The sequence below is a fragment of the Maricaulis maris MCS10 genome, assembly GCF_000014745.1.
Classification (GTDB): domain Bacteria; phylum Pseudomonadota; class Alphaproteobacteria; order Caulobacterales; family Maricaulaceae; genus Maricaulis; species Maricaulis maris_A.
Map to the genome: position 1 here is coordinate 1,691,784 of NC_008347.1, position 12,193 is coordinate 1,703,976.

Annotated in this window: 12 protein-coding genes and 1 pseudogene; 4 read left to right on the top strand and 9 right to left on the bottom strand. The window is 63.1% G+C overall.

The window, feature by feature from the left end; translation table 11 throughout:
• Positions 1 to 54 precede the first annotated feature (54 nt).
• From mmsB to MMAR10_RS08025, 5 genes and pseudogenes are all read right to left on the bottom strand, one after another.
• Positions 55 to 969 (bottom strand): annotated as a pseudogene (mmsB, locus tag MMAR10_RS08005) (3-hydroxyisobutyrate dehydrogenase); the annotation flags it as partial.
• Between the two features lie 45 nt (positions 970 to 1,014).
• Positions 1,015 to 2,082: an enoyl-CoA hydratase/isomerase family protein gene (locus MMAR10_RS08010; RefSeq protein ID WP_011643482.1), complete on the bottom strand. Its 1,068-nt coding sequence runs from the start codon at positions 2,080 to 2,082 to the stop codon at positions 1,015 to 1,017.
• Positions 2,079 to 2,498 (bottom strand): type II toxin-antitoxin system VapC family toxin, encoded by a 420-nt coding sequence (locus tag MMAR10_RS08015; protein WP_011643483.1) that lies wholly within the window; start codon positions 2,496 to 2,498, stop codon positions 2,079 to 2,081. The genes MMAR10_RS08010 and MMAR10_RS08015 overlap by 4 nt, the downstream gene beginning before the upstream one ends.
• A complete protein-coding gene (locus MMAR10_RS08020; protein WP_233353813.1) occupies positions 2,495 to 2,734 on the bottom strand; it encodes a type II toxin-antitoxin system Phd/YefM family antitoxin in 240 nt (79 codons plus the stop codon). The genes MMAR10_RS08015 and MMAR10_RS08020 overlap by 4 nt, the downstream gene beginning before the upstream one ends.
• 86 nt (positions 2,735 to 2,820) lie before the next feature.
• Positions 2,821 to 3,957, bottom strand: coding sequence for an isobutyryl-CoA dehydrogenase (locus MMAR10_RS08025; RefSeq protein WP_011643485.1), 1,137 nt, complete (start codon positions 3,955 to 3,957; stop codon positions 2,821 to 2,823).
• Positions 3,958 to 4,091: 134 nt separating this feature from the next.
• Here MMAR10_RS08025 and hemB point away from each other — a divergent pair, with 134 nt between their 5' ends.
• From hemB to MMAR10_RS08040, 3 genes are all read left to right on the top strand, one after another.
• Complete coding sequence (hemB, locus tag MMAR10_RS08030) at positions 4,092 to 5,072, top strand: porphobilinogen synthase (protein WP_011643486.1); 981 nt, start codon at positions 4,092 to 4,094, stop codon at positions 5,070 to 5,072.
• Between the two features lie 614 nt (positions 5,073 to 5,686).
• The gene (locus tag MMAR10_RS08035; protein ID WP_011643487.1) at positions 5,687 to 6,013 is read left to right on the top strand and encodes a hypothetical protein; all 327 of its coding nucleotides are present in this window, start codon (positions 5,687 to 5,689) and stop codon (positions 6,011 to 6,013) included.
• A 130-nt stretch (positions 6,014 to 6,143) separates the two neighbouring features.
• Entirely contained in the window at positions 6,144 to 7,277 is a 1,134-nt protein-coding gene (locus MMAR10_RS08040; protein WP_011643488.1) for a trans-sulfuration enzyme family protein, read from the top strand.
• Here MMAR10_RS08040 and MMAR10_RS08045 read toward each other — a convergent pair.
• The 3 genes from MMAR10_RS08045 to MMAR10_RS08055 are packed head-to-tail and all read right to left on the bottom strand — an operon-like array spanning position 7,274 to position 9,302.
• A complete protein-coding gene (locus MMAR10_RS08045; RefSeq protein ID WP_011643489.1) occupies positions 7,274 to 7,903 on the bottom strand; it encodes a trimeric intracellular cation channel family protein in 630 nt (209 codons plus the stop codon). The genes MMAR10_RS08040 and MMAR10_RS08045 overlap by 4 nt on opposite strands.
• The gene (locus MMAR10_RS08050; protein WP_011643490.1) at positions 7,900 to 8,427 is read right to left on the bottom strand and encodes a hypothetical protein; all 528 of its coding nucleotides are present in this window, start codon (positions 8,425 to 8,427) and stop codon (positions 7,900 to 7,902) included. The genes MMAR10_RS08045 and MMAR10_RS08050 overlap by 4 nt, the downstream gene beginning before the upstream one ends.
• Positions 8,424 to 9,302, bottom strand: a complete 879-nt coding sequence (locus MMAR10_RS08055) for an NAD(P)-dependent oxidoreductase (RefSeq protein WP_041637434.1) — start codon at positions 9,300 to 9,302, stop codon at positions 8,424 to 8,426. The genes MMAR10_RS08050 and MMAR10_RS08055 overlap by 4 nt, the downstream gene beginning before the upstream one ends.
• A 61-nt stretch (positions 9,303 to 9,363) precedes the next feature.
• On the opposite strand from MMAR10_RS08055, the gene MMAR10_RS08060 reads away from it, so the two are divergent.
• A complete protein-coding gene (locus tag MMAR10_RS08060; protein ID WP_011643492.1) occupies positions 9,364 to 11,688 on the top strand; it encodes a penicillin acylase family protein in 2,325 nt (774 codons plus the stop codon).
• Here MMAR10_RS08060 and MMAR10_RS08065 read toward each other — a convergent pair.
• Entirely contained in the window at positions 11,670 to 12,134 is a 465-nt protein-coding gene (locus MMAR10_RS08065; protein ID WP_011643493.1) for a flavin reductase family protein, read from the bottom strand. The genes MMAR10_RS08060 and MMAR10_RS08065 overlap by 19 nt on opposite strands.
• Positions 12,135 to 12,193 lie beyond the last annotated feature (59 nt).

Genomic DNA, 12,193 nt, shown 5'->3' on the forward strand with positions numbered 1-12,193 from the left:
TGACGTTAGCGGCAAAGCGCGAAAATCCCCTTAACGGGCTTGGTTAAATTGGTGTCAACGCTTGTCCCAGCTGCCGTCCAGCAATTTGTAGATGCCCGAGAAGTCGGACGACCCACCGCCAAGATTGTCGAACATCGCGTAAAGCGCTTCGGCCTGGGCACCCAGCGGCGTGGTTGCACCCGCGCTCTGGGCGGCATCCTGGGCCAGCTTGAGATCCTTCAGCATCATCGCCGTGGCAAAACCCGGCTTGTAGCCATTATTGGCCGGCGTGGTCGGGATCGGGCCCGGCACCGGACAATAGGACGTCATCGACCAGGACTGGCCGGACGCCTTGGATGAAATGTCGTAGAAATTCTGCGCATCCAAACCCAGCTTCTCGGCCAGGGCAAAGGCCTCACAGGTGCCGATCATGGTGATCGCCAGCAGCATGTTGTTACAGATCTTGGCCGCCTGACCCGAACCGACATCCCCGGCCCGGATCACCGCCTTGCCCATGGCGTCGAGGATCGGTTCGGCCGCCGCGAAGTCAGCTTCACTACCGCCGACCATGAAGGTCAACGTGCCGGCTTGCGCCGCTGCAACGCCGCCGGAGACCGGCGCATCGACAAAGCGGAACCCCTTCTCCACCGCCAGACCACCAACATGGCGGGCGCTGTCGACATCGATGGTGGAGCAATCGAGGAAGAGCGTACCCGGAGCGGCCGCGTCGAAGATCTGGCCTTCATAGACACCGCGCACATGCTTGCCTGCGGGCAGCATGGTGACCACCGCGTCAGAGCCGGTGACGGCATCCGGCGCGCTGGCAGCGGCCACAGCGCCCTGCGCAACCGCTTGGGCGACGGCATCGGCGCTGAGATCAAAGGCGTGAACCTCGTGGCCGGCCTTGACCAGATTGGCGGCCATGCCGGATCCCATGTTTCCAAGTCCGATAAAGGCGATGCGGGCCATGTTGGTTTCCCCGTTGATGGTGGTATTCTTTGTGGTGTCTTGTTGGTGGTCTTTGTGTGGTGTCCGTCAGGCCTCGTCGAGGAAGCTCATCTCATGGGCCGCATCGAGTGGCGCGAAGGCCTTTTCGATCTCGCTGTCAGCCGCGGCCGGCGCCCATTTCGGTGCCTGGTCCTTGTCGATGATGACGGCGCGCACACCCTCGTAGAAATCGGTTCCGGTCAGGCACCAGCTGGAGACCCGCAAGTCCTGGCGCATCACATCCTCGAAGGAAAGATCAGCGCCCTTGCGCAGGCAGGCCAGCGTCAGCTTCAGGGCCGTCGGCGACTTGGTGCCGAGGATTTTCGCCTGCTTGGCCGACCAGGGATCACCCGCCGCTTCGATCCGGGCGAGGATGTCGTCCACACTGTCGCCGGCAAAGGCCGCATCAATCAGTCCACCGGTCACGGAAAGGTCGCTATCGCCCGGATCGCCGGAGAATTCCTCCAGCAGGACTTCCAGCGCGTCTTCGCCGGTCAGGTCGGCGCTCTCAAGCGCCTCGATGAGCGCATCATACTGGCCGGACGGGCAATAATGCGTGGCCAGGCCAGCCGCGACACAATCGGGCGCTTTCAGCCGGGCGCCGGTCAGGCCCATCCAGGTACCGATCTCGCCAGCCAGGCGCGGCAGGAAATAGGCGCCGCCGACATCCGGGTGAAAGCCGATCCCGGTTTCCGGCATGGCCAGCATCGTCCGGTCGCCGGCAACCCGGTGCGAACCATGCACCGACACACCCACACCGCCGCCCATGGTGATGCCGTCAATCAGGGCGACATAGGGTTTGGGATAGTGATGGATCAGCGTGTTGAGCTGGTACTCATCGCGCCAGAACAGCCAGGCCTTGTCGTCACCCGCCTTGCCGGAATTGTGCAACTGGAGAATATCCCCGCCAGCGCAAAACCCCTTCTCGCCAGCCCCGTCAACGACGATGACCTGAACCTCATCATCATTCCGCCAGGCCTGCAGCGCCTCGATCATGGCGAGGCACATGCCATGGGTCAGCGCATTGAGCGCCTTGGGCCGGTTGAGCGTGATACGGCCGATCCGGCCGATCTTGCGGGCGATGATTTCTGGGTCTTGGGATTGGGTTTCGGTCATTGAATCGCTCGAATGTCGTAGTTGGCGACGCCGAGGCGGGCGGCCGCATTGAGAAGACTTGCGTCCCTTGAAACGATTTCACCGTCAAGTTCAACCGCCAGCGCAAGATAAGCTGCATCGAAGAGTGATAAACGGGTCTGCAGGGCGAACAGCGCCAGCTCTCGCATTTTCAGGCGCCCTCGCGGCTCCACCGTCTCGATGCCCAGTGAATTCAGGTCCGTCATCGTGACGTCAAAATCAATCGCCCTTCTTTCCGCATGCACGCGCAACAGGTTGATAATCTCCCAGTTGAAAATGTCCGGCGCGACTTTCATGCTCGCCAGATTCCGGGCCAGAAAGGCATCACTGCGCGGATTGCCCTGTTGCCGTAGCAGCCAGCCCGCGGCGGCAGAGGCATCAACCACCAGCGGCTTCATTCCCGCGCCAATGGCTTCAGATCTTCCCAGGTCATGCCGTCGAATTCCGCGACCTTCAGTTGGCCTTCCCGGTGCTTCCGGAGCCTGGCGACAAGTTCGTCAGCGTCCAAATGCCGGTGTTCGATGGCGCGTGACAACACGGCGACAGGCTTGCCGTGTCGCGTAATCACGAATGGCCCCTCACCTTGTTCGACCTTGTCGATCAAGGCCGAGAAGTGCGCTTTGGCGTCTGTCAAACCGATTTCCATGCAACCTAGCCTCTGACCAGAATTATGGTCAGAACCTAGCGCAAAATCAGACCGCGCAACAGAGGCGCTAAAGCCTACCTCATCACATCCTTTGCAATTATCACGCGCATGATCTCATTCGTGCCTTCCAGGATCTGGTGGACGCGGAGATCGCGGACGATGCGTTCGAGCGGGTAGTCCTGGAGATAGCCATAGCCGCCATGCAGCTGCAGGGCCTGGTTGGCGACGTCGAAACAGGTGTCGGTGGCGAAGCGCTTGGCCATCGCGCAATACTTGGCAGCCGACGGGTCGCCGGCATCGATGGCGGCGGCGCCGCGATAGAGCATCATGCGGGAGGCTTCGAGCTCGGTGGCCATGTCGGCCAGCTTGAACTGGGTGACCTGGAACTGTCCGATCTCGCGGCCGAACTGCTTGCGCGTGCCGACATAGTCTTTCGCCAGCTCGAAAGCCTCGGTGGCGCCGCCCAGCGAGCAGGCGCCGATATTGATGCGGCCACCATTGAGGCCCTTCATGGCGAGGGTGAAGCCCATGCCCTCTTCCGCCAGCAGATTGGCGGCGGGCACGCGGCAGTCCTCGAAGGTGACAACGCGGGTCGGCTGGGCATTCCAACCCATTTTCCGCTCGTTCGCTCCAAAGGAGAGGCCCGGCGTGTCCTTCTCGACCACGATGGTCGAGATGCCCTTGGGACCGTCACCGCCGGTGCGGCACATGACGACATAATAATCCGACGTGCCGGCACCCGAAATGAAGGCCTTGGCGCCGTTGAGCACATAATCATCGCCGTCACGCACAGCTTTCGTGCGCAGCTGGGCCGCGTCCGACCCGGCGCCCGGCTCGGTCAGGCAATAGGAGGCGATCTTTTCCATCGTCATCATGCCGGGCAGGAAGCGCTGGCGCTGTTCTTCAGTGCCCCAGCTATCGATCATCCAGGCACACATATTGTGGATCGACAGGAAGGCCGCCGTCGGCACACAGCCGCGCGACAGCTCTTCAAAGATGATCGCGGCATCAAGGCGCGACAGGGCGGAACCGCCGACGTCATCGCGCGTATAGATGCCGGCGAATCCGAGCTCGGCGGCTTCGCGCATCACCTCGACGGGGAAGTATTTTTCCTCGTCCCATTTGGCCGCATTGGGCTTCAAGCGGTCGTCGGCGAATTTTCTCGCCATGTCGCGGATCAGGGTCTGATCTTCTGTGAGAGCGAAATCCACAGCAGCACTCCTGTTGCTATTCGATTGTTTGGCGGACAAATCTTGTCCGTCGGCTTTTGCCGGAGCCGTAACGCGGGTTTGCCGCGGCGGCAAGTTTGATATGTCATTGAAGACGAAGAAGACCAGAGGCCGACATGTATCCCAATACCCGACTTCGCCGCACCCGCCAGGCTGACTGGTCACGCCGCCTCGTGCGCGAAAATGCCCTGTCGGTGAACGACCTCATCTGGTCGGTCGTGGTCTCCGATACCGCCGACCCGGTCGAGCCGGTCGCCGCCATGCCGGGCGTGGAACGCCTCTCCCTCGCTGCACTGGCGAAGGCGGCGAAGGAAGCGCAGGCCCTGGGCATCCCGGCGATGGCGATCTTCCCGCATATCGATCCGGCCAAGAAAGACGATGCCGGTTCCGAAGCGCTGAACGCTGACGGCCTGGTCCCCAACGCCATCCGCACCATCAAGGATGCCGCCCCCGATCTCGGCGTGATCTGCGATGTCGCCCTCGATCCTTTCACCACGCACGGTCATGACGGCATTTTGCAGGGCGACCGGATCGCCAATGACGAGACCGTCGAACGCCTGATCGAACAGGCCCTGGTCCAGGCCGACGCGGGCTGCGATGTGGTCGCGCCGTCGGACATGATGGATGGCCGCATCGGCGCCATCCGCGAAGCGCTGGAAGGCGAAGGTCATCACGACACGATGATCCTCTCCTATGCCGCCAAATACGCGTCGGGCTTTTACGGCCCCTATCGCGAGGCGATCGGCTCGGCCGCGGCGCTGAAGGGCGACAAGCAGACCTACCAGATGGACCCGTCCAATCGTGATGAATGTCTGCGCGAGGTCGAACTCGACATCGCCGAGGGTGCCGACATGGTCATGGTCAAGCCCGGCCTGCCCTATCTCGACATCGTCCGCGCCCTCTCCGACACCTTCCCCGTTCCCGTCTATGCCTTCCAGGTCTCCGGCGAGTACGCGATGATCGAAGCCGCCGCCGCCAATGGCTGGATCGATGGTGACCGCGTGATGATGGAAAGCCTGCTGGCCTTCAAGCGCGCCGGGGCTGCGGGTGTGATTACGTATTTTGCCAGGCGGGCGGCGATGAAGTTGGCGGGGTAGCCCGACCGGTTGTCATCCCTGATGGACGCCCCGTGCATGCGGGGCGAAAGTCAGGGACCTATGTGGTTGCAAAGATTTAGCTCCCAGTCTTGCGTCCGGCCTTCGCCGGACATCCAACGGGGATGACAAGCGTACCGGGGCGAAGAGTTTGCGCCTTCGGCGCCCTTGACCTCAAGAAACGGATACGGCCCGCTGGCTGACAAGTGATTTAAGGTCGACTCCGCGCGAGGCGCCGATTTTTTCGCATCGCGCACCTCCAGTTGTTGTCATCCCGGATGGACGCCCCGCGAAGGTGGGGCGGAAGTCCGGGACCTATGTGATTGCCACCACCTGGGTCCCCGCCTTGCGTCCGGCAATCGCCGGACATCCAGCGGGGATGACAAATGTACCGGAGGCGAAGGGATCGCGCCTGCCGGGCTCACTCCGTGGCGAGCGAATTGCCAAGAGGTCGCTGTCCCTGCCCTTGCCAGAACTCAATATAAAGTAGGACGAACCCCAGTAATCCACAAAATATAGCGGGATGACGCTTGCGTCACCCGTAACACAGGCCTACGGTCCGTCATGTGTTGTGGTTCACGAGCGTTGTTTGAAACAAACACTCTGGGGAGACACACATGTCACTGGACAAGATTCTCTATGCGGTCGCCGCGCTCGCCGCGATCATTTTCGCCTTTGTCACCTTTGAATTCACGGGCCTCATCCTGGTCATTCTGGGCCTGGCCTGCGGGTTCTTCGTGAAAGGGGATCATCGCCGCGGCCTGTTGATCGCCGCCATCCTCCTGATGGCTGGTGGCGCCGGGGCGCTCGGTGCCATTCCGGCGGTCGGCGACTATCTGACGGCAATCTTCACCAATTATGGTGCCGTACTCGGTGCCGCTTCGCTCATGGTCATCGTAATGGCGACGGCCGAGCGTCTCATTCCGGGCATGTCGAGCGACTGAGACCTGCCAGCCGATCTGATATCCACAGAGCTCCGGGCCAGCCGCCCGGGGCTCTTTTCGTTGGGGATTGATTGACCTTGCGACCGCGTCTGCCTAGTCAGCCTGATCATCGCCGACGAGGTAGACCGATATGCCCAACGCCCCGACCCGCACCACCCTCACCGTCCAGGCCATGCACGCCATTGACCAGATGACAGGCGCGGTGATCCCGCCGATCCATCCGGCGACGACCTATGCGCGTGGCGCGGACAACCAGCTGATCGGTGAGCAGGACTATCGCCGCCCCTCCGGTCCGACCGAAAAACAGGCGGCGAAAGTACTGGCCATGCTGGAGGGCGCGCCGGATGCCAGATTGTTTTCCTCCGGGATGGCTGCGATCGCCGCCGTGATCGAAAGTGTGCCGACGGGCGGGCATGTCATCGCCCAGACCGAGATGTATTACGGCGCCAAATTGCTGCTGCAGCGGGCGGCGGCGAAACAGCGGATCCGGCTCGATCTCGTCGCGCCCGGTGACCTGGACGCGCTCGCGGCCGCCGCCCGGCCCGATACCGATCTGGTCTGGATCGAGAGCCCGGCCAATCCGTCCTGGGCGGTCGTCGACATTGCCAGGGCGGCGGAGATTGCCCATGCGGTCGGCGCGACACTGGGGGTCGATTCGACCTGCGCCCCGCCCTGCACCACACAGGCCCTGGCGCTTGGCGCCGATATTGTCATGCATTCGGCGACCAAATACCTGAACGGCCATTCCGACGTGCTGGCCGGTGTTCTGGCAACGCGTGAGGTCAATGATCGCTGGGCCGAGATCGGCGAGATCCATTCCAAGACAGGTGCCGTCCCAGGCGCTTTCGAGACCTGGCTGTTGATGCGGGGCCTGCGCACGCTCTGGGTCCGTTTCGAGCGTCAAAGCGCCAGCGCCCTGATGGTCGCCCAGGCACTGCTGGGCGAGGCCGGGATCGATGCCGTTCTCTATCCGGGACTGGCGGACCATCCCGGTCATGCCATCGCCGCGCGCCAGATGAGCAATGGCTTTGGCGGCATGCTGTCCCTGCGCCTGTCCGGTGGTCATGCGGCCGCTGCCAGGCTGGCTGCCTCCACCCGGCTTTTCACACAAGCGACCTCGCTGGGCGGGGTGGAAAGCCTGATCGAGCATCGCAAGCCGATCGAGGGGCCGGACAGCCCAACACCCGATGATCTGGTGCGGCTGTCCGTGGGCCTGGAAGATCCGCAAGACCTGCTCGCCGATCTCCGTGCAGCACTGAGCTAGTCGGACAGCTTGATCGCCGGCAGCGACCATTTGAACTGGATCGCACAACCGCGCAGGACCAGCGCCAGCAGCGCCGAACCGAGCGTGACCAGGCTCGCATTGAAGCCCAAGGTCATGCCGCCGACATAGGCCGCCGCGCCGGCCAGGGCGGCGAGCGCGTAAATGTCCTCACGCAGGACGAGCGGCACGTCATTGACGATGATGTCCCGCAGCAGTCCGCCAAAGGCCGCACTCATCATTCCGGTGAGCAGCGCGATGGTCCAATGGGCTCCGGCGGCGAGACCGGCTTGCGCGCCCAGGACACAAAAGACTGACAGGCCGATCGCATCGGCCCAGATCAGCGCGGCGCGGCGGGTAGCGATGGCTTGCGCCCAGGGCGAGGTGAAATAGCCCAACATCGCTCCGAAGACGGCGACGGCGAGGTATTTAGGCTCGGCGATCCAGTAGACCGGAAGCGAACCCAGAAGGATGTCGCGCAGCGTCCCGCCGCCCATGCCGGTGACGGCGCCAATGATCACAGCCCCGAACGGGTCGAGCGATTTGCGCGCCGCCAGCATGCCGCCGGAATAGGCGAAGAAACCGATCCCGGCATAATCGAGGATAATGAAGAGAAGCTCGATACTCATTGCGTTGCACTTGCAAGCTTGCTCGACCGCAATTTGCGGCGCGCCTGCTCAAGGGCGATCAGATCGGCAAGGTCACGGGATCGCCAGGCAGCGGCCATCAGTATCCCGCTGACCAACAACCAGAGACCGATTATGACCATCAATGATTCGGGACGGGCAAAACCGATGCGTTGCCAGAATTCCGGGTCCATCTCGGAGACCCCGAATACGGCGGCGACGGGAATACTCACCAAAATCAGCGTGGTGGTCCGGAAAATCCGTTCACTGCGCGCGGCATTGAGGCGCGACCATTCGGCCAGAAAATCGAGCTGTGGATCGTTCAGCCCGCCCAGAAGGCCCAAGGCAATTTTCCAATGCCCGGACCGCATCAGGGTCGACATCTGATCATTGGTGAATTGATAGAGGACCCGTCGGGTGAAGGAGGCGATCACGATCAGACGCCAGACAGCGAACAGCTTGGTCAGGCGTTTCCAGACATCCATGACCACCGGATCATTGGCGATATAGCCCCGAGGCTCACTCATGAACCCGCTCCATTCTTCGGCCGCTCCAGCCTCGCGATCAGTGAGGACGTATCCCAGCGATTGCCGCCCATGGCCTGCACGTCGGCATAGAATTGGTCGACCAGCGCCGCGACGGGCAGGGTCGAGCCATTGCGCCGGGCTTCATCCAGTGTGATGCGAAGGTCCTTGCGCATCCAGTCGATGGCGAAGCCATAGTCGAACTTGCCGGCGACCATGGTCTCCCAGCGGTTTTCCATCTGCCAGGACTGGGCCGCGCCCTTGGAAATGGCGCCGATCACCAGTTCCGGATCGAGCCCTGCGCGCTGGGCAAAATGCAGGCCCTCGGACAGGCCCTGGACGATGCCGGCGATGCAGACCTGGTTGACCATCTTGCACAATTGGCCGGCGCCCGCGGGTCCGATCAGCGTGATCGCCTTGGCATAGCTGTCCATGACCGGCTCGGCGGCCGCAAAGGTGTCTGCCTCGCCGCCACACATGATCGCCAGCTGCCCGTTTTCGGCGCCGGCCTGACCGCCCGAGACCGGCGCATCGAGGAAACCGATCCCGGCATCGCGGGCCTCGATGTCGAGCTCGCGGGCGAGTTCTGCCGATGCGGTGGTGTGGTCGACAAGCACGGCCCCCGGCTTCATGGCGGGAATCGCCTGTTCGGCGACCCGGCGGACATCGGGATCATCGCCCAGGCACATCAATACGAAATCGGCGTCGGCGACGGCGGCTTCGACGGTTTCAGCGGCCGTACCGGCATGCTGGTCGGCCCATGCCTCAGCCTTGCTGGCGGTGCGGTTCCAGACCGTCACGGCATGGCCGGCGGCTGCCAGATGGCCGGCCATCGGATAGCCCATCACTCCGAGACCCAAAAACGTGCAGCGTGCCATTGCGCTCTCCCCAATCATTCGGACCCTTGCTAGTCTCGCCGCGAATGGGGAGCAAGTCATCATGATCAAACGTGTTCTGCGCTATCTCGGATGGGCGGTGGGAGGACTGGTTGCGCTGGTGCTGGTCGGCGCCCTGATTGTCGCCAATCGCCTCTATGCCTCGCTGCCGCAAACGACTGGCGAGATGACAGTGGCTGGCTTGCAGGCCGAAGCGACAATCGCCCGTGACAGCCATGGCGTTCCCCATATTTTCGCGCAGTCCGAGCATGATGGTTTTTACGCAATGGGCGTCGCCCACGCCCAGGACCGGCTCTGGCAGATGGAAATCACCCGCCGTGCCCTGCGCGGCCGGCTCGCCGAAATTCTCGGTGAACCGGGGCTGGATACCGATATTTTCTTCCGGACCATGGGGCTGGGAACCGCCTCGGATACTGCGGTCGACAATCTGCCCGATGATGTCCGCGCCGCCCTGCAGGCCTATGCCGACGGCGTCAATGCGGTCATCAGTGCCCCCGGCTTCGTGCCGCCGCCGGAATTCCAGATCCTGATGTTTGATCCCGAGCCCTGGCAGCCCGCCGATACGGTCGTGGTCTACAAGGCAATCGCGCTGGACCTGTTTGGCAATGCCTTCCAGGAACCGCGCATGGCAGCCCTGGTGTCCCAGCTGGGCGAGCAGCGCACCGCCGAATTCATCGGCCGTTATCCCGATGACGCGCCGCGCTCGCTGACCATGGCCGATATCGGCATCGAGGCAACCACCCTGCCCCCGGCCGAGGAATTGGCGCCCGTCATGGGTCCCGAGGACACGGGACGCGACGGGTCGAACAATTGGGTCCTGTCCGGATCGCGGACGACGACCGGCCTGCCGATCCTGGCCAATGACCCGCACCTGGGTCTCGCCGCGCCGGCGATCTGGTATCTGGCTCGGCTGACCACCCCGCAGGGCTCGGTCGTCGGCGCCACCCTGCCCGGAACACCCTTTGTCACGCTGGGCCGCACCGACGAGATCGCCTGGGGCTTTACCAATACCGGTCCCGATGTTGGCGACTTGCATGCCGTCACCGAAGCCGATGTCACCGGTCAGCGCGAGGAACACATCACGGTCCGCTTCGGCGAGGACGTGATCATCACCCGCCGCGAAACGGCAACCGGCCCGGTGCTTGACCCCAAGCATTTCAACTATCCGGTGCCCGACGGCAGTGATTTCTTTGCCCTGCAATGGATGCTCGACGAGCCGGACGATGCGACGACCGGTGTCGGCCTTCACATTATCGAGGCCGATGACTGGGACGGGTTCGTGTCGGCGATCCGGGGCTTTGTCGCGCCCCAGCAAAGCATGGTCTTCGCCGACAGCGACGGCGATATCGGGTTTTACGCGCCGGCGCGTATCCCGGTCCGCGACGAGACCGGTGCCTGGGTCTCCACCATTCCCTTCGAGGAATTGCCGCACACGCTCAATCCCGACCGCGGCTTCGTTGCCACTGCCAACAACAAGATCGTGCCGGACGACTATCCGCATTATCTGACCTCGGAATGGTATGGGGTCTCGCGCATCCGGCGTATCCATGACGGGATCAGCGCGGCACCGGTCCACGACATCGAGACCATGCAGGCGCTGCAGGTCGACACGGTCAGTGACACCGCACTGCGGCTATTGCCGGTCCTGTTGCAAGCCGAACCGGAGACACAAGCCGGCCGCGATGCCCTTGCCGTGCTGGCTGACTGGGACGCCAACATGGCCGTCGACCGGCCCGAGCCCCTCATCTATTCCGCATGGATGCGGCAACTCTCGGCCGACATTTATGGTGACGAGCTGGGTGAGCTCCTGCCGGCCTGGCATGGCGATCGCCGCGTCTTCATGATGGACGTGCTGACCGGTGATCTCGGTCACTGGTGCGACAATGAGGCCATTGCCCGCACCGTGACCTGCCAGGAACTGACCGGCCCTGCCCTCGACCAGGCCATGGCAGAGACCATGGCGGCCTATGGCGCCGACTTCACGGGCTGGCGCTGGGGCGATGTGCACTACGCCCGCCACGCCCATCGGCCGTTTTCCGACTTCCCGGTCCTGTCGGACTGGTTCTCGATCACCACACCTGTGCCGGGTGACGGGTCCACCGTGAATGTCGCCCATTATTCCTACCGCACCCCGGGCTATGAAGTGTTCCATGGTGCGTCCTACCGGGCGCTTTACGACATGGCTGCACCCGACACCTCGCGCTTCATGATCACCACCGGACAATCCGGCAATGTGATGTCGCGTCACTATGATGATCTGGCACCGATGTGGGGTCGCGGCGAGTATATCGCCATTCCCACCGGCTGGACGATGGATGCCGCACCCGACGGTCTGTCAGTGCTGCGGCTTCAGCCCGGTTCGCAATAGGTCGAGCGGTAGAAAACCAGCGACGGCACGTCACGCGGCGTGTCGATCGCCAGCACACGGCCGACCATGATGTCGTGATCGCCGCCGGCATGAACCGCCTCGGCCTTGCAGGTCAGGCGGGCCACGGCGCCGTCTATGAGTGGAACGGTCTCGCCGCTCCAGCCCGTATGGCAAGCGGCCAGATCGGCCTCCAGGGCGCAGGCATGCGCCAGCCCGGCCTGATCGGCTGCCAGCACATTCACCCCCCAATGCTCCGCCTTGTCGAATATCCCGTAGCGCTCGCTGGTCGTCTCGATCGACCACAGCACCAGCGGCGGGTCGAGTGAAACCGAGGCGAAGGAATTGACCGTCATCCCGAGCGCCTTGCCATCGACAAAGGCAGTCACGATGGCGACCCCGGTCGGGTAGCGCCCAAGGGCATCGCGGAAGGAGCGATTGTCGGCCAAGGCATGTCCTCGTCGTTTTGTGGCCGGTTCGGGTTTTGAAACCGGACCTTAAGGATAAC

Coding starts and splice junctions, on each gene's coding strand:
- MMAR10_RS08010 (WP_011643482.1), bottom strand. CDS start 2,082: ATGACCGAAACCCAATCCCAAGACCCAGAAATCATCGCCCGCAAGATC.
- MMAR10_RS08015 (WP_011643483.1), bottom strand. CDS start 2,498: ATGAAGCCGCTGGTGGTTGATGCCTCTGCCGCCGCGGGCTGGCTGCTA.
- hemB (WP_011643486.1), top strand. CDS start 4,092: ATGTATCCCAATACCCGACTTCGCCGCACCCGCCAGGCTGACTGGTCA.
- MMAR10_RS08035 (WP_011643487.1), top strand. CDS start 5,687: ATGTCACTGGACAAGATTCTCTATGCGGTCGCCGCGCTCGCCGCGATC.
- MMAR10_RS08040 (WP_011643488.1), top strand. CDS start 6,144: ATGCCCAACGCCCCGACCCGCACCACCCTCACCGTCCAGGCCATGCAC.
- MMAR10_RS08045 (WP_011643489.1), bottom strand. CDS start 7,903: ATGAGTATCGAGCTTCTCTTCATTATCCTCGATTATGCCGGGATCGGT.
- MMAR10_RS08050 (WP_011643490.1), bottom strand. CDS start 8,427: ATGAGTGAGCCTCGGGGCTATATCGCCAATGATCCGGTGGTCATGGAT.
- MMAR10_RS08055 (WP_041637434.1), bottom strand. CDS start 9,302: ATGGCACGCTGCACGTTTTTGGGTCTCGGAGTGATGGGCTATCCGATG.
- MMAR10_RS08060 (WP_011643492.1), top strand. CDS start 9,364: ATGATCAAACGTGTTCTGCGCTATCTCGGATGGGCGGTGGGAGGACTG.